The organism is Seohaeicola zhoushanensis (assembly GCF_014656415.1).
GTDB lineage: Bacteria > Pseudomonadota > Alphaproteobacteria > Rhodobacterales > Rhodobacteraceae > Seohaeicola_A > Seohaeicola_A zhoushanensis.
In genome coordinates, this window is the sequence record NZ_BNCJ01000001.1 from 172,907 (window position 1) to 198,828 (window position 25,922).

A 25,922-nucleotide genomic window follows, 5' to 3' on the forward strand; every position below is an offset into this window, starting at 1 on the left:
TAACCGCCCCTCCGGCCTTTGGCGAGGGGAAGCCGTCAGTCCGCCAGCAGCAGGCCCAGCCGGCGGATGCCTTCCTCGATGGTCTCCTCGTCCGCCAGCGAGAAGCTGAGGCGCAGGTTGTTGCCCTGCGATCCGTCGGCATAGAAGGCCCGGCCCGGAACGAAGGCCACGCGCTGGGTCTTCAGCGACTTGGCCAGCAGCTCGGCCCCGTCCATGTGCTCGGGCACCGTCAGCCAGACGAACATGCCGCCCTCGGGGCTGGTCCAACTCACACCCTCGGGCATGTAGCGTTCCAGCGCCGCCAGCATGTGGTCGCGCCGCTCGGAATAGACCCTGCGCAGCATCGCGACGTGGTCGTCGAAGACATTGCGCGCCACCCGGTCGATCACCGCCTGGTTCATCGTCGAGGTATGCAGGTCGCCCGCCTGCTTGATCAGCACCATCTGGCTGATCGCCTTCTGCGAGCCGCAGACCCAGCCAATCCGCAGACCCGGCGCCAGCGACTTGGAGAAACTGCCGCAATAGAGCGTGCGGCACTCCTCGATATCGCCCTTGCGCGCGATCTCCAGCGCCAGGATCGGCGGGATCGCCTCGCCGTCGAACCGCAGCGCCTGGTAGGCCGCGTCCTCGATCACCGCCATGTCCAGCTCGTCCGCCAGGTCCAGCACCCTCTCGCGCGCGGCGCGGTTCATCGTGCGCCCGGTGGGGTTGGCGAAATCGACCGACATATAGGCGAACTTGACCCGGCCACCGGCCGCGGCCGCCGTCTCGGCATAGTCGGCGGCGCTGCGGTTGGTGCCGGGGTCCAGCCGGTCGTAGTTAGGCTCGTAGGCGTTGAAGGCGCCCAGCGCGCCCATGTAGGTCGGCCAGTCGACCAGCGCAGTATCGCCCGGCGACAGCAGCATCTTGCCGAGGTAGTCGAGCGCCTGCTGGCTGCCCGAGGTGATCATGATGTTGTCAGGTGTGCAGGGAATGCCGATGGTCGCCATATGCGCCGCGATCCACTCGCGCAGCGGCAGATAGCCCTCGCTCACCGAATATTGCAGCGCCTCGCCCGCGCCATCCCGGAAGATCTCGGCATAGGCGTCCTGGAAGGCGCTCGCCGGAAACAGCTTGGGGTCGGGGATCCCGCCCGCGAAAGAGATGATGTCGGGCTGCGCCAGCAGCTTCAGCAGCTCGCGGATCTCCGACGCCTTCATCCGGCTGGCCCGGCTGGCGAATACCTGTTCCCAGTTCATGCAGACACTCCTGAGTCCCTTGCGCCCGCCAGCAACCGCATCACCGCAGAAGTGTCAATCATGCTGACTTTTATTTCAGCATTCGTTATCGGCGCATCTTCTGCGCCGCGGTGGCGGATCGGCGAAACATGTACTTAACATACGGAAAATAAGGCATTTCTTCTGTAATCTTGCCGTAAGGAAAGGCTGCTCTTGTTCAGACCGGGTTTCACGTGATGGTTGAACTGGAGGTCAAGCTTGTCCGGAAATTTCTCTTGCCCGACGATTGATTTCGTCTTTCTACAGGATCTCTCCGGCTCTTACACCGACGACCTGCCAATCCTGAAAGCCCAGATCGCGAACGTCATCGCGACGGTCGAAGACATTGATCCATATGCCGATTTCGCCGTGGCGAGCTTCATCGACAAGCCGAACGGCACCTTTGGCGCCTCGGGCGACTACGTCTACCAGACCCACCTGTCGGTGTCCTCCGACAACGCGGCGGTGATCGCCTCGATCAACGCGATGACCACCCGCAGCGGCGCCGACGTCCAGGAGGCGCAACTCGAGGCCCTGATGCAGGTGGCCGTGCGGCAGGACGAGATCGGATACCGCCCGGACACCATGCGGATCGTGATGCTCTCGACCGACTCGGCCTTCCACCAGGCCGGCGACTTCGGCGGAGTTCCCGCGAACAACGGCGACGCGATCCTCGACGGCAACGGCCTGGGCGAGGACTATCCCTCCATCCTGCAGGCGGCATCCGCCCTGGTGGCCGCCCATGTCTTCCCGGTGTTTTCCGTCACCGCCTCGGAAAAGGCCCTGTACGAGACCCTGGTCAGCGACCTTGGCACCGGCGCGGTCGTGGTGCTGAGCTCGAACAGCTCCGACTTCTCCGATGCGGTGAGGCTCGCCATTGCCAAGGCTTGCGGCCACGTCACCCACGAGGGCACCGAGGTCGACGACGATATTACCGGCAGCGGTACCGATGACGGCATCTTCGGGCTGGGCGGCCACGACACCATCGACGGCCTGGGCGGCAGCGATCTGCTGGACGGCGGTTCCGGACACGACAGGCTCTACGGGCGCGGCGGCCGCGACGACCTGCGCGGCGGGTCCGGCAACGACAAGCTGTTCGGCGGATCCGGCAACGACACCCTCAAGGGCGGTCTCGGCGACGACGTGATGACCGGGGGCAAGGGGCGCGACACCTTCGTCGTCAACCCCGATGACGGGAAGGAAATGATCACCGATTTCGAGGATGCCATCGATGTCATCGACCTCTCGGCCTTCCATCGCCACGAGGGCGTCAGCGCGGTCGAGCAGGCCTACAAGGCGGGCAGGTTCGTCGTCCTGACCCTGCCGAACGGAACCGAGGTTCGGCTCAAGGGCTTCTCGCTCGCGAAACTCGGGCTCGAGGACGTGTTGCTGAACCCGGTGGGCGATCCGCCTAGCGCGGTGAACGACACCGCACAGGTCACGGCCGGGCATCTCATCACGATCGACGCCCTGGCCAACGACAGCGACATCGACAACGATCCGATCTCCATCGTCGCCCTGGGCAGTTCGGCCAATGCCACGGTCTCGATCACGGGCGACGGCCGGATCGCCTACCAGGCCGGCTCCGGGTTCTCGGGCACCGACACCTTCACCTACACGATCAGCGACGGCACCTTCACCGCCTCGGCGACGGTCACCGTGACCGTTCTGCCCAACCTGATCGGCGACGATGCCGACAACGTGCTGAACGGCACCGAATTCGACGACATCCTCAAGGGCTTCGGCGGCAACGACACCCTTCGCGGCTTCGGCGGCAATGACCTGATCCTCGGCGGCACCGGCAATGACATCATCGATGGCGGCGCCGGGATGGACACCATCATGGGCGGCGCCGGCAACGACACCATCGTAAGCGGCCCCGCGACGGGGGACGGCACCCTCAATGGCGATACGGTCGACGGCGGCACCGGCAACGACAGGATCACCGGCGGGATCGGCGGCGACACGCTGAAGGGGGGCACGGGCCGCGACACGATCAATGGCGGCGACGGCGACGACACGATTTCGGGCGATGCCGGCAACGATGTTCTGAACGGGGATGATGGCGACGACAAGCTGCACGGGGGCACCGGCAACGACACGATCGACGGCGGCGCGGCCAACGACGCGCTCTGGGGCGACGCGGGCGACGACATCCTGTCCGGCGGCAGTGGCAAGGACGAGATCTATGGCTCCGGCGGCACATCCGGAGGCGTGACCGACAACGACGTCCTGACCGGAGGCGCCGGTGCCGACCAGTTCATCTTCGACATGGCGCTCGACGCCAACCTGACCGGCGACGACCGCATCACCGACTATGACATCACCGAGGATATCCTGGTGCTCGAAGGTGACGTGATGGTGCGGCTGACCGATACGCTGGCCGGGGTCCTGCTGGAACAGACCACCGGCGGCTCTATCCTGGTCGAAAACGTGCTGGCGGTAGACCTGCGGCCCACCATCGACGGTCTGGTCGAGGTGTTCTGACCCCGTCCCTAACCCAGAGCCTTGCGGAACTCGAGAAAGCGCGGGTCGGTCTGCACCCGCGCGTTCATCGCCTCGCGCAGGGCCGCGATCGACTTGAGCGGCCGCATCACGACCTCGAAGGTCTCGATCAGCCCCGCGTCGTCCAGCGTGATGAGGTCGACGCCCACCGCGTCCAGCTCGCCCACCTTGCACTGGAACTCCAGCGCCCAATCCTTGCCCTCGCCCATCACCCGGCGATAGCGGAACTCGGTGAAGACCTTGCCGACATGGCCCAGCACCGCCGCAACCGGCGCGCGGCCGGTCCAGGTGGCCCAGTAGGTCGGCGGCTGGAACCGCACGTCCTCGGCCAGCAAGCCCGCGATCAGCGTGTCGTCGCCTTTGGCGACCACTTCCATCATCCGTGCGATTGTCTCGTGCATCTCGTCCCTCCCCTGTTGCCGTCACCCTCCCCCGCGCACCGCTTTCCCGCAAGGGCGACGTTGCGGCGTCTTGCCCCCGCGCCCCTCTGTCCTTAAGTCGGCGCGATGATCACCTCGACCCCCTACGCGCCGCCCGACGTGCCGCTCGACATCCTGCACCACGATGCGCATCTGCTCGTGGTGAACAAGCCGTCGGGCCTGCTCTCGGTCCCCGGCAAGGGCGAGCACCTGGCCGACTGCCTGATCGAGCGCATCCGCAAGGTCTTTCCCGAGGTGCTTCTGGTCCACCGCCTCGACCGCGACACATCCGGCGTCATGGTCTTCGCGCTGACCCCGCACGCCCAGCGCCACCTCGGCCTCCAGTTCGAGAACCGGCAGACCCGCAAGACCTATGTGGCCCGCCTTTCCGGCCTGTTAGAGCCGAAAACCGGCACCGTCGACCTGCCGCTGATCGTCGACTGGGAGAACCGCCCGCGCCAGATGGTCGACCACGAACGCGGCCGCCCGGCGCAGACCGACTGGAAAGTGCTGCGCCACGAGGAGGGCACCACCCGCGTGCGGCTTTTCCCCAAGACCGGGCGCAGCCACCAGCTGCGGGTGCACATGCTCTCGCTCGGGCACCCGATCCTGGGCGATCCCTTCTATGCCGAAGGCGCCGCGCTCGAGTATCCGCGCATGATGCTGCACTCGGAAGAACTGCGCCTGCGCCACCCCGACGGCGGCGCCTCGCAACGCTTCTTCGCCGCGCCCGAGTTCTGACTCAGCCCTGCAGGCGCACGATAAGCTCTGCCGCGCCGGTCAGCAGCGCGGCGGCCAGCGCAAAGACGCCCAGCGCCAGCGGCCAGCGCAGCCACCCCATGCGCGCCATCGCAGCGGCATAGAGCGGCAGCGCCCCGGCCAGCGTCGCATAGAGATAGACGCCCGAGATATTCCCGAACTGCGCCGAGCGCACCAGCGTCGGCCCGACCACGTGCAGCGCCAGCATCCTGTCGCCCCCGAACGAGCCGAACCAGTCCGCCGACAGCGGATAGATCAGCGCGTGCAGCCCGACGAACAACAAGACCCGCAGCAGCGGATCGCCCAGCAGCACCAGTCCGGGTCCCAACCGCCGCCCCTCGGCCAATGCAGCGAAGAGGAACAGGCTCGCATAGTTGATTACGAAGACCACCGGCAACCCATTCGTCACCACCTGCCGCAGGAACAGCCGCATCGCCTCGCCATTGCCCAGCAGCAGCTCGGCGAATCCCGGAGTGCGCAGCACGAAGACCGCCAGCAGCGGAACCAGCCCAAGCAGGCTCAGCACCAGCACGTTGCGGGCAAAGACCAGGACGGGCAGGTCGAGGCGAAAGAAGCGGTCCATGCCCGCAGTCTCCTCCGCAACCGCGCCGAAAACCAGCCCCGCGGGAAATTTGCGATGCGCTATTGACCTTCCCGTGACTGGAACCATTATCTGGGCTATCGGAACATCCTGCTGGAGGCCGATATGAGCATTCACACACCCATTATCCTGTCCGTCGAAGGCATGACCTGCGCGTCCTGCGTCGGCCGAGTCGATCGCGGTCTGCACAGCGTCGAGGGCCTGTCGGACATCGCCGTCAACCTCGCGTCCGAAACCGCGCGTTTCACCGCAGATACCCCCGAACAGGTCGCGCAAGCCGCGCAAAAGCTTGACGATCTCGGCTATCCCGCCCGCCGCCAGACGGTGACGCTGAACATCGCCTCGATGTCCTGCGCCTCCTGCGTCGGCCGGGTCGACCGGGCGCTGGCCGCGGTGCCGGGCGTGGTCGAGGTCAACGTGAACCTCGCCGCCGAGACGGCGCGAATCACCTATCTCGAAGGCGCCACCGACCCCGCCGCGCTGATGCGCGTCTCGGAAGAGGCGGGCTATCCGGCGACCCTGGCCGAGGCCACCGCCACCCAGGACCGCACCGCCCGCAAGGAGGAAGAGGCCGCCGACCTGCGCCGCCGCGTCCTCATCGCCGCCGCCCTCGCCCTGCCGGTCTTCCTGATGGAGATGGGCGGCCACATGATCCCGGCGGTGCATCACGCCATCGCCATGACCATCGGCCAGCAGGCCAGCTGGCTGATCCAGTTCGCGCTGACCACCGCCGTGCTGCTCGGCCCTGGCCGGCAGTTCTATCTCAAGGGCTTCCCCGCCCTGTTCAAGGGCGCCCCCGACATGAACAGCCTCGTCGCCGTCGGCACCGGGGCGGCCTATCTCTATTCGCTGGTGGCAACCTTCCTGCCCGCCCTCCTGCCCGACGCCGTGCGCGCGGTCTATTACGAGGCCGCGGCAGTGATCGTCGTCCTCATCCTGATCGGCCGCTGGCTGGAAGCCCGCGCCAAGGGCCGCACCGGCGCGGCGATCCAGAAGCTGCTCGGCCTGCAGGCCCATACCGCCCGCGTGCTGAAGAACGGCGAGGCGGTCGAGGTCGAGATCGAAACCCTGCGCACCGGCGACCTGATCCTGGTACGCCCCGGCGAACGCATCGCCGTTGACGGCGAGGTGACCGAGGGCGACAGCCATGTCGACGAAAGCATGATAACGGGCGAGCCGGTGCCGGTTGCCAAGGCGGTTGGCGACCTCGTCACCGGCGGCACCGTGAACGGCGCGGGCAGCCTCACCTTCCGTGCCACCCGCGTCGGCGCCGATACCGTGCTGGCCCAGATCATCCGCATGGTCGAGGACGCGCAGGGCGCGAAACTCCCCATACAGGGTCTGGTTGACCGCATCACGCTGTGGTTCGTGCCCGCCGTCATGGGCCTTGCCCTGCTGACCGTGCTGGCCTGGCTGATCTTCGGCCCCGCGCCGGTTCTGACCAATGCGCTGGTGGCCGGTGTCTCGGTCCTGATCATCGCCTGCCCCTGCGCCATGGGCCTTGCCACCCCCACCTCGATCATGGTCGGCACCGGCCGCGCCGCCGAGATGGGCGTGCTGTTCCGCAAGGGCGATGCCCTGCAGCAGCTGGGCTCCGTCGGCGTCGTCGCGCTCGACAAGACCGGCACCGTGACCGAGGGCCGCCCCGAGCTCACCGACCTGATCCTGGCCGATGGCTTCGAGCGGGCGCAGGTGCTGGCCCTAGTCGCCGCCGTCGAGGCCCGCTCGGAACACCCGATCGCCGAGGCCATCGTGCGCGGCGCCCGCGCCGAGGGGCTGCGCGTGGCCGACGTGTCCGAGTTCACTTCGATCACCGGCTACGGCGTCCGTGCCAAGGTCGACGGGCATGACGTGCTGGTCGGGGCCGACCGGCTGATGACCCGCGAAGACGTCGACGCCACGGCCCTCGCCGGGGCCGAGACCGACCTCGCCCGCCGTGGCCGCACCGCGCTCTTTGCCGCCATCGACGGGCGCATTGCCGCCGTGATCGGCGTCGCCGACCCGGTGAAACCGGCCAGCCGCGCCGCCGTCGCCGCGCTGCACGCCCTCGGGCTCAAGGTCGCCATGATCACCGGCGACAAGCGCGAGACGGCCGAGGCCATCGCGCGGGAAACCGGCATCGACCATGTGATCGCCGGGGTGCTGCCCGACGGCAAGGTCGCGGCGCTCGACGACCTGCGCCAGCATGGCCGCGTCGCCTTTACCGGCGATGGCATCAACGACGCCCCGGCGCTGGCCCATGCCGACGTCGGCATCGCCATCGGCACCGGCACCGACGTCGCCATCGAAAGCGCCGACGTGGTGCTGATGTCGGGCGACCTGCGCGGGGTGGTCAACGCCTTCGCCGTCTCGCGCGCCACCATGCGCAACATCAAGGAGAACCTCGGCTGGGCCTTCGGCTATAACGTCGCGCTGATCCCGGTCGCGGCGGGGGTGCTTTACCCGTCGTTCGGCCTGCTGCTCTCGCCGGTGCTGGCCGCCGGGGCGATGGCGCTCTCCTCGGTCTTCGTGCTCAGCAACGCCCTGCGCCTGCGCCGCCTTGCCCCTGCCATGGACGAGGCCGCGCCCCGGCCTCTTCGGCCCGCCGTCGCCGCCACCGCCCATTAGGAGACCGACATGAACATCAAGGAAGTGTCCGAACGCTCGAACCTGCCGGCCAAGACCATCCGCTACTACGAGGAAATAGGCCTGATCAGACCCAAACGCGCGGAAAACGGCTATCGCGCCTTCCGCGAGTCGGACCTGCACAAGCTCGCCTTCCTCGGCCGCGCGCGCGAGCTGGGGTTCTCGATCGAGGACTGCCGCACCCTGATGGCGCTTTACGAGGACGAGACCCGCGAAAGCGCGCATGTGCGCTCGGTGGCCGAAGAGCACCTCGGGGCAATCGACGCCAAGATCGCCCAGCTGCAATCGATGCGAAAGACGCTGGCCCATCTGGTGCATTGCTGCGCCGGCGACAACCGGCCCGATTGCCCGATCCTCGAGGACCTGGCCACCCACGGCCCGGCCCAACCCGAGCAGGCCGCAAGATAGTTTACATGGATACTATTTCCGGCGATAAGACCCCGCGAGGGGGAAGATCGCCGGACATGATTCAGACCATGACCAGCCAGGGGCCGCGCCGATGAACGCGCGGCTCGGTGACACGACCGGCGGCGAGACCATCGCCTTCGGCGAATTGTCGGCCTCGCTCGGCCTGATGCTGCGCCTGGCCCAGGTGCGGCTGTTCGACGGGTTCTACGAGGATCTCGGCCAGCACGGCCTGAAGCCCGGCGAATTCACCGTGCTCTGGGTGATCGGCCTGAACCCCGAGGCGCGGCAGGGCCTGATCGCCCGCAAGCTGCGCATCAAGCCCGCCCATATGACCAAGCTGGTGCAGCGCGCCGTCGACCGCGGCCTGGTCGAACGCATCATCCCCGAGGAGGACCGCCGCTCGGTCCGCCTGCGCCTGACGCCCGAGGGCGAAGATTTCGTCGCCGCCCGCAAGCCCGATTTCCTCACCCACATCAGCCGCGAGCACAGCCGTCTCACCCCAGACGAGTTGGGCACGCTGATCGCTATCCTGCAAAAGTTCAACGGCCTGGAGCACAGCCCATGATCGACTTCGACAAGATCGTTGCCATCGACATCCACACCCATGCCGAGGAGCCCTGCTGCGGCCACCGCGACGATGGCTATGATGAGTTCCAGGCCGGCATGGCCAAGTATTTCAAGAACCCGGCCGGGGCACAGGGAATGCTCCCTTCGGTGCAGGAGACCGCCGCCTATTACCGCGAGCGCAACATCGCCGCCGTGATCTTCCCGGTCGACGCCGAACGCGAGACCGGCTTTCGCCGCTACTCGAACGAGGAAGTCGCGCAGATCTGCGCCGAGAACGACGATATCCTGATCCCCTTCGCCTCGGTCGACCCCTGGAAGGGCAAGGCCGGCATCCGCGAGATCCGCCGCCTGGTGCGCGATTTCGGCGTGCAGGGGTTCAAGTTCCATCCCACGATGCAGGGCTTCTGGCCCAACGAACACCAGTTCTTCCCGATCTACGACGCGATCCAGGAAGAGGGGAAGATCGCGCTGTTCCACACCGGCCAGACCGGCGTCGGCTCGGGGATGCGGGGCGGCATGGGCATGAAGCTCAAGTATTCCAACCCGATGGCGCTCGACGACGTGGCGGCCGAGTTCCCCGACCTCAAGATCATCCTCGCCCACCCCTCCTTCCCCTGGCAGGAAGAGGCGCTGGCGGTCTGCCAGCACAAGCCCAATGTCTATATCGACCTCAGCGGCTGGAGCCCCAAGTATTTCCCCGAGATCCTGGTGAAATACGCCAATTCGCTGCTGAAGAAGAAGATGCTCTTCGGCTCGGACTGGCCCGCCATCACGCCCGACCGCTGGCTCGCGGATTTCGAGCAGGCCGGCTTCCGCGACGAGGTGAAGCAGCTGATCCTCAAGGACAACGCCCGCCGGCTGCTGGGCGTCTGACGCGCGGCCTGTTCGCGCAGGGTTCAACCGCAGGGTGAAATGGCCTAGGCTGCCCCCGACAACCGGGGGCCGCCGCGATGATCCCGCTGCTCGATACGCACCAGCACCTGCTCTACCGCGACCGGCTCGGCTATGCCTGGGCCGACCGCCATCCGCCGCTGGCCGGGCGCGCCTTCACGCTGGATGACTACCAGTCGCTGGCCGAGGGGCGCGGCATCTCGGCGACGCTGTTCATGGAGGGCGACGCCGACGACTACGTCCGCGAGGCCCGCTTCGCCTCGGCCCTTGCGCGGCAGCCGGGCAGCGGCATCCTGGGCGTGATCGCCTCCTGCCGTCCCGAGGACAAGCCCGCTTTCGACGCCTGGCTGGAAGAGATCGCCGACCTGCCGGTGATCGGCCTGCGCCGCATCCTGCACGAGGCGCCCGACGCGCTGTCGCAGGGGGCGGCGTTCCGCAGCAATATCGCCCGGCTCGGCCCGCGCGACCTGACCTTCGACATCGTCATGCGCGCCGACCAGCTGCCGCTGGCGGCGGCGCTGGCCGATGCCTGCCCGAACACGCGTTTCGTGCTGGATCACTGCGGCGTGCCCGATATAGCCGGCGGCGGGCTCGACCCCTGGCGCGCCCATGTCCGGGACCTGGCCGAACGTGGCAACCTCGTCGCCAAGCTTTCAGGCGTGCTGGCCTATTGCCGGCCCGACAATGCGACCGATGACGCCATCCGTCCCTACGTCAGCCATGTGATCGAATGTTTCGGCCCCGAACGCTGTCTCTGGGGCAGCGACTGGCCGGTGGTCGACACCCGCGCCGGCCTGCCGGACTGGATCGCGGCCTTCCGCCGGCTGATCGCGCCGCTCTCGGAGGACGAGCAGCGCGCCATCTGCAACGGCACCGCCCAGCGCGTCTACGGTGTCACCCTCTGACCACGCCGTTTTCCTGCAAGGAAAACGGGCGGAATTCTCGAAGAATTCCGCCCACCCCCAAGGGTCAGACCTTGGCGATTGCCGCGCATTCCGGCACCGGCGTCAGCACGCGGCCGTCCTTCAGATACTGGCTGAGGTTGTCGCAGACCAGCTCGCCCATCGCCCGGCGCGTCTCATGCGTGGCGCTGCCGACATGCGGCTGCAGCGTCACGTTCTCCATCGCGAAGAGCGCCTCCGGCACCTTCGGCTCGAACTCGAACACGTCGAGCCCCGCGCCGCCCAGCCGGCCCTCCTGCAGCGCCTTGACCAGCGCGGTCTCGTCCACCACAGACCCGCGCGCGACGTTGACCAGGATGCCCTGCGGCCCCAGCGCGTCGATCACCTCGGCATTGACGATATGCTTGGTCCCCGCGCCGCCCGGCGTGATGCAGATCAGCACATCGCAGGCCTTCGCCATCTCCACCAGGTCGGGGTAGAAGGTATAGGGCACGTCCTTCTCGGTGCGCGAGTGGTAGACCACCGTCGCCCCGAAGACGCCCAGCCGGTCGGCAATCGCCTGCCCGATCCGGCCCAGGCCCAGGATGCCCACCGTCCGCCCCTCGGGGCTGGTGGTCAGCGGCGCCGCGCCTTCCTTCAGCCAGCGGCCCTCGCGCACATAGCGGTCATAGGCCACCAGCTTGCGCGAGGTGGCGAGCCACAGCAGGATCGCGGTGTCGGCAACCTCGTCGTTCAGCACGTTCGGCGTATGGGTGACGATGACCCCGCGCTTGGCCGCATGGTCCGCATCGATCGAATCGTAGCCGACCCCGTAGGACGAGATGATCTTCAGGTTCGGCAGCGCGTCCATCACCTCGGTCGCGATCCCGCTGAAGGTGCAGCAGGCGGTGATCGCCGCACCCTTGTCGGCCAGGAAGGCGGCACGCTCCGCCTCGGGCGGCAGCGGGTGCACGGTGAATTCGGTCTCCAGGCGCTCGCGCATCCAGGCGGGGCCGTTTCCGATCAGAAGCAGGTGCTGTTTCATCGCTCAATCATCCGCCTTGACGGTCTGGCGCTGCTGGCCCAGGCCTTCGATGGTCAGTTCCATCACGTCGCCCGCCTTCAGGAAGACCGGCTGCGGCTTCATCCCCAGCCCGACGCCCGGCGGCGTGCCGGTGGCGATCACGTCGCCCGGATGCAGCGTGAACAGCGAGGAGAGATGCGCGATGATCTGGCGCACGTTGAAGATCATGGTCGAGGTATTGCCGGTCTGCCGGCGCTGCCCGTTCACATCCAGCGCCATCGCCAGGTTCTGCGGGTCGGCAACCTCGTCGCGCGTCACCAGCCAGGGGCCGGTCGGCCCGAAGGTGTCGCAGGACTTGCCCTTGGTCCATTGCCCGGTCAGCTTGTTCTGGAAGTCGCGCTCGCTCACGTCGTTGACGATGCAATAGCCGGCCACGTGGTCCAGCGCATCCGCCTCGCTGACGTATTTCGCCGTCTTGCCGATCACCACGCCCAGCTCGATCTCCCAGTCGGTCGCCTTCGACCCCCGCGGCATCACCACGGTGTCGTTCGGCCCGACGATGGCCGAGGTCGCCTTCATGAACAGGATCGGATGCTCGGGGATCTGCGCGCCGGTCTCGGCGGCATGGTCCGAGTAATTCAGGCCGATGCAGCACATCTTGCCGATCTGCCCGACGCAGGGGCCGAAGCGCGGATTGCCCTGAACCGCCGGCAGCGAGGCCGGGTCGAGCGCGCGCAGCCTTTCCAGCGCCGCATCCGACAGCACCGCCCCGGTGATGTCGCCGACATGGGCCGAGAGGTCGCGCAGCGTCCCGGCGCTGTCGATCAGGCCGGGTTTCTCCTGCCCCGGTTCACCGTAACGGACGAGTTTCATGGCGCGTTCCTCCTGTTCGCCGTGCCGGATCGCGCCTCAGCGGAATCCGGTATACCAAATTGTTTGACTCTGGCTTAGCGCGGGTGGAATGAAAAGGCCAGCGCCCAGCCGCGGCGGCGCGACAGGGGAGGAAAATATGCGGATACTGATTCTCGGCGCCGGTGGAATGATCGGCCAGAAACTGGCGGCCAGGCTCGCCCGCGATGGCTGGCAGGGCGCCCCGGCCGAGATTGTCGCCCATGACATGGCCTATCCGCCGAACCCGGTTCCGGTGACCCGCCAGCTGACCGGCAGCGTCACCGATCCGGGCCTCATGGCGCAGCTTGCCGCCGACCGCCCCGACATCGTCTTCCACCTCGCCTCGATCGTCTCGGGCGAGGCCGAGACTGATTTCGACAAGGGCTGGCAGGTCAACATGTTCCCCTGCTGGGAGCTGTTGCAGGCCCTGCGCGCCGAACATGACAAGAGCGGCGGCGCCTATCGCCCGCGCCTCGTCTTCACCTCTTCCATCGCCGTTTTCGGCGCGCCCTTCCCCGAGATCTTCGACGACGAATTCCTGACCGCCCCGCTCACCAGCTACGGCGCGCAGAAGGTGATCTGCGAGCAGATGATCAACGACTTCTCGCGCAAGGGCTTCGTCGACGGCGTCTCGATCCGCCTGCCGACGATCTGCGTGCGCCCCGGCAAGCCGAACAAGGCGGCCTCGGGCTTCTTCTCGGGCATCATCCGCGAACCGCTGAACGGCCAGGAGGCGATCCTGCCGGTGCCCGACACGGTCAGCCACATGCACGCCTCGCCCCGCTCGGCCGTCGGTTTCCTGCTGCGCGCGGCCGAACTCGACACCGCCGAACTCGGCGCGCGCCGGGCGCTCAACATGCCCGGCGTCGCCTGCACCGTGGCCGAGCAGATCGAGGCCCTGCGCGACATCGCCGGCAACAACGTGGTGGCGCTGATCAAGCGCCAGCCCGACCCGCTGATCGAACGCATCGTCGAGGGCTGGCCGCGCCGCTTCCTCGCCCGCCGCGCCGAGGCGCTGGGGTTCAAGGCCGAGACCAGCTTCCACGAGATCGTGCGCACCTACATCGAAGAAGACCTCAACCGCTGACCCTTCGCCAGCCACGGGAGACCCAGGCCATGCTGCCCTTCATCCGCCTCGACGCCGACGACAACGTCGTCACCGCAACCCGCGCTCTCGAGGTCGGCACCGACATCGAAGGCCACCCTACCCGCGCCCTTATCCCCTCGGGCCACAAGATCGCCACGCGGGCGATCCCCAAGGGCGAGATGGTGCGCAAATACGCGCAGTTCATCGGGCTGGCATCCGAGGACATCGCGCCGGGCGACCACGTCCACACCCACAACGTGGCCTTCCGCAACACCGAGATGGACTACGAGTTCGGCACCGACATGCGCCCGGTGAGGCCGGCGGCCACGCCCGACACCTTCATGGGCTACCGCCGCGCCAATGGCGCGGTCGGCACGCGCAACTATATCGCCATCGTCACCTCGGTGAATTGCTCAGCCACCGCCGCGCGCCGCATTGCCGATGCCTTCGGCCCCGAGGAACTGGCCGCCTATCCCAACGTCGACGGCGTCGCCGCCTTCGTGCATGGCACCGGCTGCGGCATGGCCGGCTCGGGCGAGGGATTCGAGGCTCTGCAAAGGGTGATGTGGGGCTATGCCCGCCACCCGAACAACGGCGGCGTGCTGATGGTGGGCCTCGGCTGCGAGATGAACCAGATCGACTGGCTGCTCGACGCCTACCAGCTGAAACAGGGGCCGACCTTCCAGACCATGAACATCCAGAACGTCGCGGGCCTGCAGAAGACCATCGAGCTCGGCATCCAGAAGGTCCGCGCGATGCTGCCCATCGTCAACGAGGCCCGGCGCGAGCCCTGTCCGGCCTCCGAGCTGAAGGTCGCCCTGCAATGCGGCGGATCGGACGCCTGGTCCGGCATCACCGCCAACCCGGCGCTCGGCTATGCCTGCGACCTGCTGGCGGCGCAGGGCGGCACCGGCGTGCTGGCCGAAACGCCCGAGATCTACGGCGCCGAACACCTGCTGACCCGCCGCGCCATCGACCGCAAGGTCGGCGACAAGCTGGTCGGCCTTGTCCGCTGGTGGGAGGACTACACCGCTCGCAATAAAGGCTCGATGGACAACAACCCCAGCCCCGGCAACAAGAAGGGCGGGCTGACCACGATCCTGGAAAAATCCCTCGGCGCGGCGGCCAAGGGCGGCACATCGCCGCTCACCGGCGTCTACAAATACGCCGAGCCGGTGACGGCGAAGGGCTTCACCTTCATGGACTCGCCCGGCTACGACCCGGCCTCGGTCACCGGCCAGATCGCCGGCGGCTGCAACGTGGTGGTCTTCACCACCGGGCGCGGCTCGGCCTTCGGGTCGAAACCCGCGCCGACGATCAAGGTGGCGACCAACTCCGAGATGTATGCCCGCATGACCGACGACATGGACGTGAACGCCGGCGACATGCTGACGGCGGGCGTCACGCTGGAGGCGAAGGGCCGCGAGATCTACGAGATGATCCTGCGCGTCGCCTCGGGCGAGGAAAGCAAGTCGGAACGCCAGGGCCTCGGCGATTACGAGTTCGTGCCCTGGCAGATCGGCGCGGTAATGTAACCTCCGGTCGGGGACAAAATTCTCCAGAGAATTTTGCCAAGAATTTCCTGGAAATTCTTGGCCCCCCGGTCAGTCGCCCAGCACCAGAACGTCGCCCGGCGCGATCGACAGGGCCACGTCATCGCCCGCCCGCGGCAGGTCCGCGCCCGCACGGTTGAAACTGTCGAGCGAGACCTGCGTGCCGCCGATATCGACCTTCATCCGGATCACCGCGCCCAGGAAATGCACCTCTGCGATGCGGCCCGTCAGGCCGATCTCGCCCGGATGCTCGCCCCGGTGCAGCGCCTCGGGCCGGAAGGCCAGCGCGACCGAGGTGCCATTGCTCTGCTCAAGCCGCCGGCCCAGCGCCAGGCTCTGCCCGCCGGCGATGACCAGCCCGTTGGCGGCATCCTCGACCCGGCCCTCGATCTGGTTCAGCGTGCCGACGAAACCGGCGACAAAGCGCGTGGCAGGCCGGTTGTAGATCTCCACCGGCGTGCCGACCTGGTCGGCCTTGCCCTTGTGCATGACGACGATCCGGTCGGACATCGACAGCGCCTCTTCCTGGTCGTGCGTGACGTAGATCGTGGTGATTCCCAGCTTCTGCTGGATCGCCCGGATCTCCGACCGCAGCGAAACGCGGATCTGCGCGTCGAGCGCCGAGAGCGGCTCGTCCAGCAGCAGGACCTGCGGCTGGATCGCCAGCGCCCGCGCCAGCGCCACCCGCTGCTGCTGCCCGCCCGAGAGCTGGAAGGGATAGCGCGCGCCCAGGTCCGGCAGGCCGATGATGCCCAGCATCTCCTTCACCCGCGCGTCGATCTCGGCCTTGGGCCGCCTGGCGACCTTCATGCCAAAACCGACATTCTGCGCCACCGTCAGGTTCGGGAACAGCGCATAGGACTGGAACACCATGCCGATGTTGCGCTGGTTCGGCCGCAGCCGCACGATGTCCTGCCCGTCGATCCGGATGCTTCCGCTCGTCGGCGTCTCGAAGCCCGCGACCATCCGCAGCGTCGTGGTCTTGCCGCAGCCCGATGGCCCCAGGAACGAGATGAATTCCCCCTTCTCCACCGAGAGGTTGAATTTCTTCACCACCTGGACCGGTCCGTAGAATTTCTCCAGGTTGTCGAGTTCGAGAAAGGCCATCAGCGTTGTGCTTTCGTATGTTTGCTGAACCGGCTGACCAGCTGGATCAGCCCCATGCAGGCCCAGGTGATCGCGAAGGCGATCACGGCGAGCGCCGCGGGTTCATAGGCGCGGTTGGCGCCGAGGAGTTGCATGTAGGGCCCGAAGGCGGGCCGGTCGAGCAGCGCGGCCATGGTGAATTCGCCGATCACGATGGCAAAGGTGACGAAGGCGCCGGAAAGCACCGCCACCAGCACGTTCGGCAGGATGATCCGCGCCAGGATCGTCGCCCAGCTCGCCCCCAGCGACTGCGCCGCCTCGGTCAGCGTGGCGACGTCGATGGTGCGCAGCCCGGTGTCAACCGCGCGATACATGTAGGGCAGCGACAGGGTCGCATAGCCGAACATCAGCAGCAGGTTGGTGCCCGTCACGCTGCCAGTCAGCGGCAGCCAGGAAGACGTGTTGTAGAGCCTGATATAGCCGAAGACGATGACGATCGCCGGGATCACCAGCGGCAGCAGGGTGATGAACTCGACGAAGGGCCGCGCCTCGGGCATCTTCAGGCGCACCCAATAGGCCGTCGGCACCACCAGCAGCACCCCGAAGATGATGGTGAAGACCGCCATCATCACCGAATAGCTGAAGGTCTGCTGGAAGGTCGGATCGGTCAGCACCTTGGTATAGGCGTCGAAGGAATAGACCCCGCGCCGCATCGACAGCGAGAATTCGGCCATGCCGTACAGCGGCAGGATGAAATAGAGCACGCCGAAGATCAGCACGCCCCAGGCCAGCCAGCGGTTCATTTCAGCCACCTCTCGGAACGGGCCCTGAGCCAGATATAGACCGCGTTGGCGATGCCGGTGATGACGATCATCCCGAAGGCCAGCGCATAGCCGAGGTTGGGCGAGCCCAGCACGTCCCCCCGGATCTGCGCATAGAGCAGGATCGGCGCGATGTTCAGCGACGGCCCGGTGAGCGCGATGGCGGTGGCGACCGCTCCGAAGGCGTTGGCAAACAGCAGCGCGAAGGTGCCCAGCAGCGAGGGGAACAGGATCGGCAGCGCCACCATGCGCCAGTATTGCCCGCCGGTGGCCCCCAGCATCGCCGCCGCCTCGCGCCACTCCCGCTTCAGCCCGTCCAGCGCCGGCGCGATGATCAGGATCATCAGCGGGATCTGGAAGAACAGGTAGGTGATGATGAGACCCCAGGTCGACAGCAGGTTCCAGCCGTAGGCCCTTACGTTGATCCCGAATTCTTTGCGCAGCCAGATGGTGATCAGGCCGGCAGGCCCCAGGGTGGCGATGAAGGCAAAGGCCAGCGGCACCCCGGCAAAGTTCGAGGCGACGCCCGAGAAGGTCATCAGCGGGTTGCGCAGCCACTTCGGCAGGCTGCCCAACGTCACCGCGGCGGCCATGCCGAAGCCGATCAGGCAGCCGAACAGCGCCGACAGCACCGAGACCTTGATCGACACCCAATAGGCCGAGCGGATGCTCGGCGTGTTCAGGTCGAGGATGTTCTGGAAGGTGAACTCGCCCAGCGGCGTGCGAAAGGCGCCGACCACGATGTAGAGCGTCGGCAACAGCAGAAAGAGAAAGGTGAACAGCGCGAAAGGCGCCATGCCCAGCCATTTCAACGGCAATTGGAAGCCGGTCCTGTGCGGCGCTGGCATACGGTTATGGTGTCCCTGTGGCACGGTGCGTCTGACGCGCACCTGTTCGTGAAATGAGAGGCCCCGGCACGCTGCCGGAGCCTCCTGCGATCAAGGTCTTACTGGACGTTCGCGCCGACGACGCTGTCCCAGCCGCCGACCACGGCTTCCTTGTTGGCGTTCACCTGGTCAAGCGTCGGGAAGACGGCCTTTTCATAGCCCTCTGCCGGCGGCAGCTTGTCCATCATCTCCTGCGGGATCGCGCCCTTCTTGGCGAGATCGTTGAAGCGGATCGGGTGGCAGTAGCCGGCCAGCCAGCCGAGCTGACCTTCATCCGAATACAGGTATTCCATCCAGAGCTTGGCGGCGTTCGGATGCGGCGCATAGGCCGAGATCGCCTGCACATAGACACCGGCCAGCACGCCGTCCGACGGCACGATGACGTCGACCGGCGGGTTGCCGTTCAGCGTGTCGCGGTCGGCGAGCGCGTTGTAGTCCCACTTGATGGTGATCGGGGTGGTGCCCTGCGCCAGCGTGCCGGCCTTGCCGATCACCGGAACGAAGTTGCCCGCCTTGTTGAGCTCGGCAAAGAACTCGAGCCCGGCTTCGGCGGCCGGCTTGCCCGGCTCGGCGCCCTTGGCCAGACCGGCCGCGAGCACGGCGAGGATCGCCTGGTTGGACGCGCGCGGGTCACCCGCCAGTGCCACCGAACCGGCGTATTCCGGCTTGAGCAGGTCGGCGAAGGACATCGGCGAGTTGTCCACCAGGTCCTTGTTCACGATGAAGGACATCACACCGTAATAGTCGCCGTACCAGAATCCTTCCGCATCCTTGGCGCCATCCGGAATCGTGTCCCAGGTCGAGACCTTGTAGGGCTGGATCAGCCCTTCGTCCTTCGCCGCCGGACCGAAGGCCAGGCCGACGTCGATCACGTCCGGCGCCTGCGGGCCCTTGTTGTCCTTGTTGGCGCGGATCGCTTCCAGCTCGTCCGCCGAACCGGCATCCGGGTTCAGCTCGTTCACCTCGATGCCCGGATACTTCTTCTTGAACCCGTCGATCACGCCGCCATAGCCGCACCAGTCATGGGGCAGCGCGATGGTGGTCAGCATGCCTTCGGCCTTGGCGGCGGCATAGAGCTCGTCGATCGACTGCGCCTGCGCCATCGGCGCGGCGACCAGTGCGATCATGCTCACTGTGGCCATAAATCCGTTTTTCATCTCAGTTCGGTCTCCCACATTTTTTTGACCTGCGCCGGCACTAGACTGTCTAGATGACGCGCAGGTGACATAAAATTGTTGACGCAGCGCGATATCCGGTCGGGCGTGCCGCATCCCCATCCGTTTCCCGGATAATGCCCGAATAGAAGTCAGCGCCCTGCGATTGGCAAGAAAATTCCGGCGAAACGGTGACGGGAAAACCGGTGCAAAGATCGTTGACCGGCCCGTGACGCTAGGGCACCGTATCGGCAGGAAGCGCCGCGCGGTCCTTCTTTCGTGCGGTTTGCCGCCAGAACACCGGAGTATGCATATGACGATCCGTTCCTCCCGAAATGTTACCGTTGCCGGCCTTGCGCTTGCCGCCCTTCTGGGCGCCGGCCCGGCGCTGGCCGAGGCCAAGCTGGTCATCGGCCTGCAGCAGGAGCCGACCTCGCTCGATCCGACCGCCGACGCCACCGCCTCGATCGACGGGATGCTGACCCAGAACGTCTACGAGTCGCTGACCACGGTGGCTCCGAACGGAGACGTGCTGCCGCAACTGGCGGAAAGCTGGACCGTATCGGACGACGGCCTGACCTATACCTTCAAGCTGGCGCAGGGCGTGAAATACCACGACGGAACCGATTTCGATTCGGCCGACGTCCTCTTCGCCTTCAACCGCGCCATGGCCGAAGGCAGCGTGAACCCCTCCAAGGGCTATTTCAAACCCATCGCCTCGGTCGAGGCGCCCGACGCCCAGACCGTGGTCATCACGCTCAAGAACAAGGACGCCTTCTTCCTGTTCAACATGGCGCAGGGCGATGCCTCGATCGTCGCCGAGGAAAGCGTTGACGGCAATGCCACCATCCCCGTGGGCACCGGCCCCTTCAAGTATGACAGCTGGACCCGCGGCGACCGCCTGACGCTGGTCAAGAACCCCGACTGGCGCCACGCCGGCGAGGTCAAGCTCGACCGCGTCGAGTTCCGCTTCATCGCCGACCCGGCCGCCGCCGCCGCCGCGATCCTGTCGGACGAGATCGACGCCTACCCGGGCTTCGGTGCCCCCGAGATGCTGCCGCAGTTCGAGGCCGACCCGCGCTTCAGCGTCAACGTCGGCTCGACGGAGGGCGAGGTCATCCTCGCCATGAACAACGCCAAGCCGCCCTTCGACAACGTCGAGGTCCGCCGCGCCATCTCCACCGCCATCGACCGCGAGGAGATCATCGAGGGCGCGATGTATGGCGTCGCCGTTCCGATCGGCAGCTTCTACCCGCCGCACGGGCCCGCCTATGTCGACCTGACCGGCACCTATCCGCATGACGCCGAGAAGGCGAAGAAGATGTTCGAGGAGGCCGGCGTCGCCGGCACCACCATGACCCTGCGCGTGCCGCCCTTCGCCTATGCCACCCGCTCGGCCGAGATCATCCAGGCCGAGCTGAAGGAGGCCGGGATCGACGCCAAGGTCGAGAACGTCGAATGGGGCTTCTGGCTGGACGAGGTCTACAAGAAGCAGAATTACGACATGACCATCATCGCCCATACCTCGCCCAACGACATGGGCAACTTCGCCCGCGGGCCGAAGTATTTCTACGGCTATGACGATGCCAAGATGACCGCCCTCTGGGACAGCATCAGCACCGAGACCGACACGGCCAAGCGCAACGAGCTGCTGAAGGAGGGCCAGAAATACCTGGCCGACAACGCGGTCCACGGCTTCCTGTTCCAGATGCCGCAGATCTCGATCATCAAGACCAACGTGAAGGGCTTCTGGCAGTCCTCGCCGGTGCTGTTCCAGCCGCTGGCCGGCATCACCGTCGACTGAACCACCGGGGCGCGGGCCGGTAACGGCCCGCCCCTCCGGCTCTCCTGCATGTGGTATTTCCTGCTCCGCCGATCCCTCGGCTTCGCCCTGACTCTGCTCGCCGTTTCCGCGGTGGTCTTTGCCGTGATGAACGTGCTGCCGGGTGACCCTGCGCTCACCATCCTTGGCCTCGACGCCACCGAAGACGCGCTCGCCGCCCTGCGCGAACAGCTCGGCCTGAACCAGCCGCTGCTGGCCCGCTACTGGTCGTGGATCACCCATGCGCTGACCGGCGATTTCGGCGTCTCGCATTCCTTCCGCGTGCCCGTCGCCGACCTGATCGCCGAGCGCCTGCCGATGACCATCTCGCTCGCCGTCTCCGGCATGATCTTCACCGTGCTGCTCGCGCTGGTCATGGGCATCGGCGCCGCCGCCAACCACCGCAAGGCCGGCGACTGGGGCGTGATGCTGCTCAGCCAGCTCGGCATCGCGGTGCCCGCCTTCTGGCTCGCCATGCTGCTGGTGCTGATCTTCGCGGTGAAACTCCGCTGGCTGCCGCCCGGCGGCTTTCCCGGCTGGTCCGATCCCGTCGCCGCGATGCGCGCGCTGATCCTGCCCACCGTCGCGCTGGCGCTGGTGCAATCCTCGGTGCTCGCCCGCGTCACCCGCTCCTCCGCGCTCGAGGTGATGCGGCAGGACTATGTCCGCACCGCCCGCGCCTCGGGCTTCTCGCGCACCCGCGTCCTCTGGCGTCACGTCCTGCCCAATGCGCTGGTGCCCATCGTCACCATCGTCGGCATGCAGTTCGCCGCCCTCGTCACCGGAACCATCGTGATCGAGAACGTCTTCTATCTCCCCGGCCTCGGCCGGCTGATCTTCCAGTCCATCGCCAACCGCGACCTGCCCACCGTGCAGGCGCTGGTGATGCTCTTCGCCGCCATCGTGGTGACCGCCAATTTCATCGTCGACCTGCTCTACCTGGTGATCGACCCGCGCCTGAAGGCACGGGCATGATCTGCGGCGAGCCTAGTGTATGGCCCCCCACCCCCATCCCCTCCCGACGAGGGGGAGGGGAGGCGCTGAAGCGGCCTGGCGGCGCAACGGCAGACAAGTGTGCTTCCCCTCCCCCTCGTGGGGAGGGGAGAGGGGTGGGGGGCGGCGCACGCTCAGCGAGGTGCGCCAGCGCCAACTTCGCCACCTGCTCCCCTCTCCCTCAGGGAGAGGGGTTGGGGGTGAGGGCCGCCACACGCCTCGGCAGGAGGCGCCCCGCCACCCAGCCCAGCGCAACCTGCTCCCCTCTCCCCTCGGGAGAGGGGCTGGGGGTGAGGGCCGCTCTTCGCCGTGGGAGACGCCCATGAAGCTCCCCGTCAACCTCCTCATCGGCGCCGTCCTCGTCGCCCTCGTCATCGGCGCGGCGGCGCTCTCGCTGGTCTGGACGCCGCAGGACTTCACCGTGATGAACGTGCGCAACAAGTTCGCCGCGCCGGATACCATCCACTGGCTCGGCACCGACCAGCTCGGCCGCGACCTCGCCTCGCAGCTCATGGCCGGCGCGCGCAACTCGATGGCCGTGGCGCTGGCCGCCGTGCTGCTCGGCGGCTCCATCGGCACCGCGCTCGGCCTGCTGGCGGCGGCCATCGGCGGCTGGGTCGAAGACCTGGTCATGCGCATCGCCGACATCGGCTTCGCATTCCCGGCCCTGCTCTTCGCGATCATGCTGGCCGCCGTCTTCGGCCCCTCGCTGACCAATGCCGTCCTCGCCATCGCCTTCATCAACATCCCGGTCTTCGCCCGCGTCGCCCGCGCCGCCGCCAACCAGGTCTGGACCCGCGAATATGTCGCCGCCGCCCGCGCCGCCGGCCTCGACCGTTTCGCCATCTCCAGGGATCACATCCTGCCCAACATCGCCGCCCCGGTGATCGTGCAGGCCACCATCGAATTCGCCGTGGCGATCCTGGCCGAGGCCGCGCTCTCCTATCTCGGTCTCGGCGCGCAACCGCCCTCGCCCACCTGGGGCCGGATGCTCTCCGAGGCGCAGACGCTGATGTACCAGGCCCCGCAGCTGGCGATCTATCCGGGCCTCTGCATCGTCGCCGCCGTGATGGGCTTCGGCCTGCTGGGAGACGGGCTGCGCGACGTCACCGACCCCCGGCTGGTGCGGGAGCGCTGATCATGTTCGAACTCGACCGCTTCTCCGTCGCCTTCGGCAGCGCCACCGCCCTGCGCCAGGCCTCGCTGACCATCCGCCCCGGCGACCGGCTGGGCGTGGTCGGCGAATCCGGCTCGGGCAAGACCATGCTGGCACTCTCGCTGATGGGCATGGCGCCCGAGGCGGCGCAGGTCTCGGGCCGCCTGCTGATCGACGGCAAGGACATGTCCGCCGCCACCGAGGCCGACTGGCAGCGCCTGCGCGCCCGCAAGGTGGCGATGATCTTCCAGGAACCGATGAGCGCGCTGAACCCGCTCCGCCGCGTCGGCGACACGGTGGCCGACCCGCTGCGCATCCACCTCGGGATGGACCGCGCCGCCGCCCGCGCCCAAGCGCTCGACCTGTTCCGCGAGGTCGGCATCCCCGACCCCGAAGCCCGCCTGCGCCAGTTCCCGCACGAGATGTCGGGCGGCCAGCGCCAGCGCGTGCTGATCGCCCTGGCGCTGGCCTGCGACCCGGCCCTGCTGATCGCCGACGAACCGACCACCGCGCTGGACGCCAACGTCAAGCTGCGCATTACCGACCTGCTGGTCCGCCTTGCCGAACAGCGCGGCATGGCACTGCTGTTCATCTCGCATGACCTCGCCTCGGTCGCCCGCGCGACGCAGGACATCATGGTCATGTATGGCGGCGACATCGTCGAACGCGGCCCGACGGCCGAGGTGCTGCACGACCCCGCCCATCCCTATACGCGCGGCCTGCTCGGCGCCCGCCCCGACCCCGCCCCGCAGCAACGCGACGCGGCAGGCAGGCGCCCCCGCCTGCCGACGATCCCCGGCACCGTGCCCGCGCTCCATGCCCTCGCCGCCGGCTGCCGCTTCTCGGGCCGCTGCCCGGTCGAGCGCCCGGACTGCGCCACCGTCAAACCCGCGATGCGCGCCTTCGGCACCCGCAGCGCCGCCTGCCACGCGCTGGAGGTGCCGGCATGATCCTGGACGTCCGTAACGTCACCCGCCGCTATCGCCTGCCGCGCCGCGCCCTGCTGCAACCGCCGCCGGTGCTGGTCGCAGTGGACAATGCCTCGCTGAGCATAGACAGGGGCCAGACCCTCGGCATCGTCGGCGAATCCGGCTCGGGCAAGTCGACGCTGGCCCGCATGGTCATGGCCTTCGAGAGACCCGACCAGGGCACCATCCGCTTCGACGGTCACGACCTGAACGCGCTTTCGACGGCCGAGCTGCGCCGCCTGCGCCAGCGGTTCCAGATGGTCTTCCAGGACCCCTATGGCTCGCTCGACCCGCGCCGCACCGTCGGCTGGTCGATTGCCGAGCCGCTGCGCGTGATGGGCGCGCCCGACACCGCCCGCCGGGTCGACGAGGCGCTGGACCACGTCGGCCTGCGCGCCGCCGATGCAGGCAAGTATCCGCACGAGTTCTCGGGCGGCCAGCGCCAGCGCATCGCCATCGCCCGCGCCATCGTCACCCGCCCCGCCCTGCTGGTGGCCGACGAGGCCGTCAGCGCGCTGGATGTCTCCGTGCAGGCGCAGATCCTAAACCTGCTGATGGACCTGCAGGACGAGCTGGGCCTCGCCATGCTGTTCATCTCCCACGACCTCGCCGTGGTCGCCAGCATCTGCGACCACCTGATGGTGATGCAGCACGGCAAGACGCTCGAATCCGGCCCGGCCCACCAGGTGCTGGCCGCGCCCTCGCATCCCTATACCCGTTCCCTTCTGACCGCCGCCGGAGCCGCCGCATGACCCGTTTTCTCCACCTCACCGACCTGCACCTCTCGCACGCCGATTCCGGCGACATGGGCCTGCACTCCGATACCGAGGCCACCCTCCGCCGGGTCGTCGCCCATATCGCCGCGATGCCCGAAAAGCCCGACTTCGTGGTGATGAGCGGCGATCTCACCAATACCGGCCACGATTCGAGCTATCGCCTGCTGCAGGAGATCATCGCCGATATCCCGGTGCCGCTGGTGCTGGCGCTCGGCAACCACGACAAGCGCGAGGGCTTCAACGCGGTGTTCCGCGACGGCGCTTCCGACCAGCCCCTCTACCATGACGCGCTGCAGGGCGCGCTGCATGTCATCACGCTCGACACCGGCGTGCCGGGCCGCGTCGCCGGCGCCATCGACGCCGAGCAGATGGACTTCCTGCGCGCCGCCCTCGCCCGCCACTCCGACCGCCCCAAGCTGATCGTGATGCACCACCCGCCGCGCGTCGATCCCGACGGGCTGCCCTGGGGCACCATCGACATGGCCAGCACCGAGGCCCTGGCCGAAACCCTGCGCGGCCACCCGGTGGCGGGCATCCTCAGCGGCCATATCCACATCAACCGGGTCAGCCACTGGCACGGCATTCCGATCGTGGTCTCCAACGGGCTGCACTCCACGGTCGACCTGCTCGACCGCCAGGACCTGCGCATCGTCGAGGGCTCGGGCTTCGGCCTCTGCGAATGGCGTCCCTCCGGGCTGAGTGTCGCCTTTGTCCCGCTGACCCCCGAGGCGCGGCAGATAACCGTGATCGACCGGGCGCGACTGCTTGCCTTTTCCTGACAATCGCAGGATG

24 protein-coding genes are annotated in these 25,922 nt (G+C 67.4%); 15 read left to right on the forward strand and 9 right to left on the reverse strand.

Going from position 1 to position 25,922, the window contains the following annotated elements; all coding sequences use genetic code 11:
- Positions 1-35 precede the first annotated feature (35 nt).
- The gene (locus IE266_RS00880; protein WP_189678142.1) at positions 36-1,238 is read right to left on the reverse strand and encodes an aminotransferase-like domain-containing protein; all 1,203 of its coding nucleotides are present in this window, start codon (positions 1,236-1,238) and stop codon (positions 36-38) included.
- 237 nt (positions 1,239-1,475) lie between these two features.
- On the opposite strand from IE266_RS00880, the gene IE266_RS27145 reads away from it, so the two are divergent.
- Entirely contained in the window at positions 1,476-3,743 is a 2,268-nt protein-coding gene (locus IE266_RS27145; RefSeq protein ID WP_189678143.1) for an Ig-like domain-containing protein, read from the forward strand.
- A gap of 8 nt (positions 3,744-3,751) precedes the next feature.
- Here IE266_RS27145 and IE266_RS00890 read toward each other — a convergent pair whose 3' ends face one another.
- Positions 3,752-4,162, reverse strand: coding sequence for a nuclear transport factor 2 family protein (locus IE266_RS00890; RefSeq protein WP_189678144.1), 411 nt, complete (start codon positions 4,160-4,162; stop codon positions 3,752-3,754).
- 105 nt (positions 4,163-4,267) lie between these two features.
- Between IE266_RS00890 and IE266_RS00895 the strand changes: the two genes are divergently transcribed.
- Positions 4,268-4,921: a pseudouridine synthase gene (locus tag IE266_RS00895; protein ID WP_189678145.1), complete on the forward strand. Its 654-nt coding sequence runs from the start codon at positions 4,268-4,270 to the stop codon at positions 4,919-4,921.
- Position 4,922: 1 nt separating this feature from the next.
- Here the strand turns inward: IE266_RS00895 and IE266_RS00900 are convergent, their stop codons facing one another.
- Positions 4,923-5,522 carry a hypothetical protein gene (locus IE266_RS00900; protein WP_189678146.1) on the reverse strand — a complete coding sequence of 200 codons (600 nt, stop codon included), beginning with the start codon at positions 5,520-5,522 and terminating at the stop codon, positions 4,923-4,925.
- Positions 5,523-5,645: 123 nt separating this feature from the next.
- On the opposite strand from IE266_RS00900, the gene IE266_RS00905 reads away from it, so the two are divergent.
- From IE266_RS00905 to IE266_RS00925, 5 genes are all read left to right on the forward strand, one after another.
- Positions 5,646-8,147: a heavy metal translocating P-type ATPase gene (locus tag IE266_RS00905; RefSeq protein WP_189678147.1), complete on the forward strand. Its 2,502-nt coding sequence runs from the start codon at positions 5,646-5,648 to the stop codon at positions 8,145-8,147.
- 9 nt (positions 8,148-8,156) lie between these two features.
- Positions 8,157-8,573, forward strand: coding sequence for a Cu(I)-responsive transcriptional regulator (gene cueR, locus IE266_RS00910; RefSeq protein ID WP_189678148.1), 417 nt, complete (start codon positions 8,157-8,159; stop codon positions 8,571-8,573).
- 91 nt (positions 8,574-8,664) lie between these two features.
- Positions 8,665-9,138 (forward strand): MarR family winged helix-turn-helix transcriptional regulator, encoded by a 474-nt coding sequence (locus tag IE266_RS00915; RefSeq protein ID WP_189678149.1) that lies wholly within the window; start codon positions 8,665-8,667, stop codon positions 9,136-9,138.
- Complete coding sequence (locus tag IE266_RS00920; protein ID WP_189678150.1) at positions 9,135-10,013, forward strand: amidohydrolase family protein; 879 nt, start codon at positions 9,135-9,137, stop codon at positions 10,011-10,013. The genes IE266_RS00915 and IE266_RS00920 overlap by 4 nt, the downstream gene beginning before the upstream one ends.
- A 77-nt stretch (positions 10,014-10,090) precedes the next feature.
- Complete coding sequence (locus tag IE266_RS00925; protein WP_189678151.1) at positions 10,091-10,936, forward strand: amidohydrolase family protein; 846 nt, start codon at positions 10,091-10,093, stop codon at positions 10,934-10,936.
- Positions 10,937-11,000: 64 nt separating this feature from the next.
- Here IE266_RS00925 and IE266_RS00930 read toward each other — a convergent pair whose 3' ends face one another.
- A complete protein-coding gene (locus IE266_RS00930; RefSeq protein ID WP_229863851.1) occupies positions 11,001-11,957 on the reverse strand; it encodes a 2-hydroxyacid dehydrogenase in 957 nt (318 codons plus the stop codon).
- A gap of 3 nt (positions 11,958-11,960) precedes the next feature.
- The gene (locus IE266_RS00935; RefSeq protein ID WP_189678152.1) at positions 11,961-12,809 is read right to left on the reverse strand and encodes a fumarylacetoacetate hydrolase family protein; all 849 of its coding nucleotides are present in this window, start codon (positions 12,807-12,809) and stop codon (positions 11,961-11,963) included.
- 136 nt (positions 12,810-12,945) lie between these two features.
- On the opposite strand from IE266_RS00935, the gene denD reads away from it, so the two are divergent.
- Complete coding sequence (gene denD, locus IE266_RS00940; protein ID WP_189678153.1) at positions 12,946-13,914, forward strand: D-erythronate dehydrogenase; 969 nt, start codon at positions 12,946-12,948, stop codon at positions 13,912-13,914.
- A gap of 32 nt (positions 13,915-13,946) precedes the next feature.
- On the forward strand, positions 13,947-15,449 hold the full coding sequence (locus IE266_RS00945; protein ID WP_229863883.1) for a UxaA family hydrolase: 1,503 nt from the start codon (positions 13,947-13,949) through the stop codon (positions 15,447-15,449).
- 69 nt (positions 15,450-15,518) lie between these two features.
- Here the strand turns inward: IE266_RS00945 and IE266_RS00950 are convergent, their stop codons facing one another.
- From IE266_RS00950 to IE266_RS00965, 4 genes are all read right to left on the reverse strand, one after another.
- A complete protein-coding gene (locus IE266_RS00950; RefSeq protein WP_189678155.1) occupies positions 15,519-16,574 on the reverse strand; it encodes an ABC transporter ATP-binding protein in 1,056 nt (351 codons plus the stop codon).
- The gene (locus IE266_RS00955; protein ID WP_189678156.1) at positions 16,574-17,356 is read right to left on the reverse strand and encodes an ABC transporter permease; all 783 of its coding nucleotides are present in this window, start codon (positions 17,354-17,356) and stop codon (positions 16,574-16,576) included. Before IE266_RS00955 ends, IE266_RS00950 begins: the two co-directional genes overlap by 1 nt.
- Entirely contained in the window at positions 17,353-18,222 is an 870-nt protein-coding gene (locus tag IE266_RS00960) for an ABC transporter permease (RefSeq protein WP_189678157.1), read from the reverse strand. The genes IE266_RS00955 and IE266_RS00960 overlap by 4 nt, the downstream gene beginning before the upstream one ends.
- Before the next feature lie 98 nt (positions 18,223-18,320).
- On the reverse strand, positions 18,321-19,418 hold the full coding sequence (locus tag IE266_RS00965; RefSeq protein WP_189678158.1) for an ABC transporter substrate-binding protein: 1,098 nt from the start codon (positions 19,416-19,418) through the stop codon (positions 18,321-18,323).
- A gap of 310 nt (positions 19,419-19,728) precedes the next feature.
- Between IE266_RS00965 and IE266_RS00970 the strand changes: the two genes are divergently transcribed.
- From IE266_RS00970 to IE266_RS00995, 6 genes are all read left to right on the forward strand, one after another.
- Positions 19,729-21,219: an ABC transporter substrate-binding protein gene (locus tag IE266_RS00970; RefSeq protein ID WP_189678159.1), complete on the forward strand. Its 1,491-nt coding sequence runs from the start codon at positions 19,729-19,731 to the stop codon at positions 21,217-21,219.
- A 48-nt stretch (positions 21,220-21,267) separates the two neighbouring features.
- Positions 21,268-22,212, forward strand: a complete 945-nt coding sequence (locus IE266_RS00975; RefSeq protein ID WP_189678160.1) for an ABC transporter permease — start codon at positions 21,268-21,270, stop codon at positions 22,210-22,212.
- A 340-nt stretch (positions 22,213-22,552) separates the two neighbouring features.
- Positions 22,553-23,368 (forward strand): ABC transporter permease, encoded by an 816-nt coding sequence (locus tag IE266_RS00980; protein WP_189678161.1) that lies wholly within the window; start codon positions 22,553-22,555, stop codon positions 23,366-23,368.
- Positions 23,369-23,370: 2 nt separating this feature from the next.
- Positions 23,371-24,336 carry an ABC transporter ATP-binding protein gene (locus IE266_RS00985; protein WP_189678162.1) on the forward strand — a complete coding sequence of 322 codons (966 nt, stop codon included), beginning with the start codon at positions 23,371-23,373 and terminating at the stop codon, positions 24,334-24,336.
- Positions 24,333-25,106, forward strand: coding sequence for an ATP-binding cassette domain-containing protein (locus tag IE266_RS00990; RefSeq protein ID WP_189678163.1), 774 nt, complete (start codon positions 24,333-24,335; stop codon positions 25,104-25,106). The genes IE266_RS00985 and IE266_RS00990 overlap by 4 nt, the downstream gene beginning before the upstream one ends.
- Positions 25,103-25,909, forward strand: a complete 807-nt coding sequence (locus tag IE266_RS00995; protein WP_189678164.1) for a metallophosphoesterase family protein — start codon at positions 25,103-25,105, stop codon at positions 25,907-25,909. The genes IE266_RS00990 and IE266_RS00995 overlap by 4 nt, the downstream gene beginning before the upstream one ends.
- Positions 25,910-25,922 lie beyond the last annotated feature (13 nt).

Excerpts from the sequence above, each read along its gene's own strand:
- IE266_RS00880 (WP_189678142.1), bottom strand. The coding sequence starts at position 1,238 with ATGAACTGGGAACAGGTATTCGCCAGCCGGGCCAGCCGGATGAAGGCG.
- IE266_RS00890 (WP_189678144.1), bottom strand. The coding sequence starts at position 4,162 with ATGCACGAGACAATCGCACGGATGATGGAAGTGGTCGCCAAAGGCGAC.
- IE266_RS00895 (WP_189678145.1), top strand. The coding sequence starts at position 4,268 with ATGATCACCTCGACCCCCTACGCGCCGCCCGACGTGCCGCTCGACATC.
- IE266_RS00900 (WP_189678146.1), bottom strand. The coding sequence starts at position 5,522 with ATGGACCGCTTCTTTCGCCTCGACCTGCCCGTCCTGGTCTTTGCCCGC.
- IE266_RS00905 (WP_189678147.1), top strand. The coding sequence starts at position 5,646 with ATGAGCATTCACACACCCATTATCCTGTCCGTCGAAGGCATGACCTGC.
- cueR (WP_189678148.1), top strand. The coding sequence starts at position 8,157 with ATGAACATCAAGGAAGTGTCCGAACGCTCGAACCTGCCGGCCAAGACC.
- IE266_RS00915 (WP_189678149.1), top strand. The coding sequence starts at position 8,665 with ATGAACGCGCGGCTCGGTGACACGACCGGCGGCGAGACCATCGCCTTC.
- IE266_RS00920 (WP_189678150.1), top strand. The coding sequence starts at position 9,135 with ATGATCGACTTCGACAAGATCGTTGCCATCGACATCCACACCCATGCC.
- IE266_RS00925 (WP_189678151.1), top strand. The coding sequence starts at position 10,091 with ATGATCCCGCTGCTCGATACGCACCAGCACCTGCTCTACCGCGACCGG.
- IE266_RS00930 (WP_229863851.1), bottom strand. The coding sequence starts at position 11,957 with ATGAAACAGCACCTGCTTCTGATCGGAAACGGCCCCGCCTGGATGCGC.
- IE266_RS00935 (WP_189678152.1), bottom strand. The coding sequence starts at position 12,809 with ATGAAACTCGTCCGTTACGGTGAACCGGGGCAGGAGAAACCCGGCCTG.
- denD (WP_189678153.1), top strand. The coding sequence starts at position 12,946 with ATGCGGATACTGATTCTCGGCGCCGGTGGAATGATCGGCCAGAAACTG.
- IE266_RS00950 (WP_189678155.1), bottom strand. The coding sequence starts at position 16,574 with ATGGCCTTTCTCGAACTCGACAACCTGGAGAAATTCTACGGACCGGTC.
- IE266_RS00955 (WP_189678156.1), bottom strand. The coding sequence starts at position 17,356 with ATGAACCGCTGGCTGGCCTGGGGCGTGCTGATCTTCGGCGTGCTCTAT.
- IE266_RS00960 (WP_189678157.1), bottom strand. The coding sequence starts at position 18,222 with ATGCCAGCGCCGCACAGGACCGGCTTCCAATTGCCGTTGAAATGGCTG.
- IE266_RS00965 (WP_189678158.1), bottom strand. The coding sequence starts at position 19,418 with ATGAAAAACGGATTTATGGCCACAGTGAGCATGATCGCACTGGTCGCC.
- IE266_RS00970 (WP_189678159.1), top strand. The coding sequence starts at position 19,729 with ATGACGATCCGTTCCTCCCGAAATGTTACCGTTGCCGGCCTTGCGCTT.
- IE266_RS00975 (WP_189678160.1), top strand. The coding sequence starts at position 21,268 with ATGTGGTATTTCCTGCTCCGCCGATCCCTCGGCTTCGCCCTGACTCTG.
- IE266_RS00980 (WP_189678161.1), top strand. The coding sequence starts at position 22,553 with ATGAAGCTCCCCGTCAACCTCCTCATCGGCGCCGTCCTCGTCGCCCTC.
- IE266_RS00985 (WP_189678162.1), top strand. The coding sequence starts at position 23,371 with ATGTTCGAACTCGACCGCTTCTCCGTCGCCTTCGGCAGCGCCACCGCC.
- IE266_RS00990 (WP_189678163.1), top strand. The coding sequence starts at position 24,333 with ATGATCCTGGACGTCCGTAACGTCACCCGCCGCTATCGCCTGCCGCGC.
- IE266_RS00995 (WP_189678164.1), top strand. The coding sequence starts at position 25,103 with ATGACCCGTTTTCTCCACCTCACCGACCTGCACCTCTCGCACGCCGAT.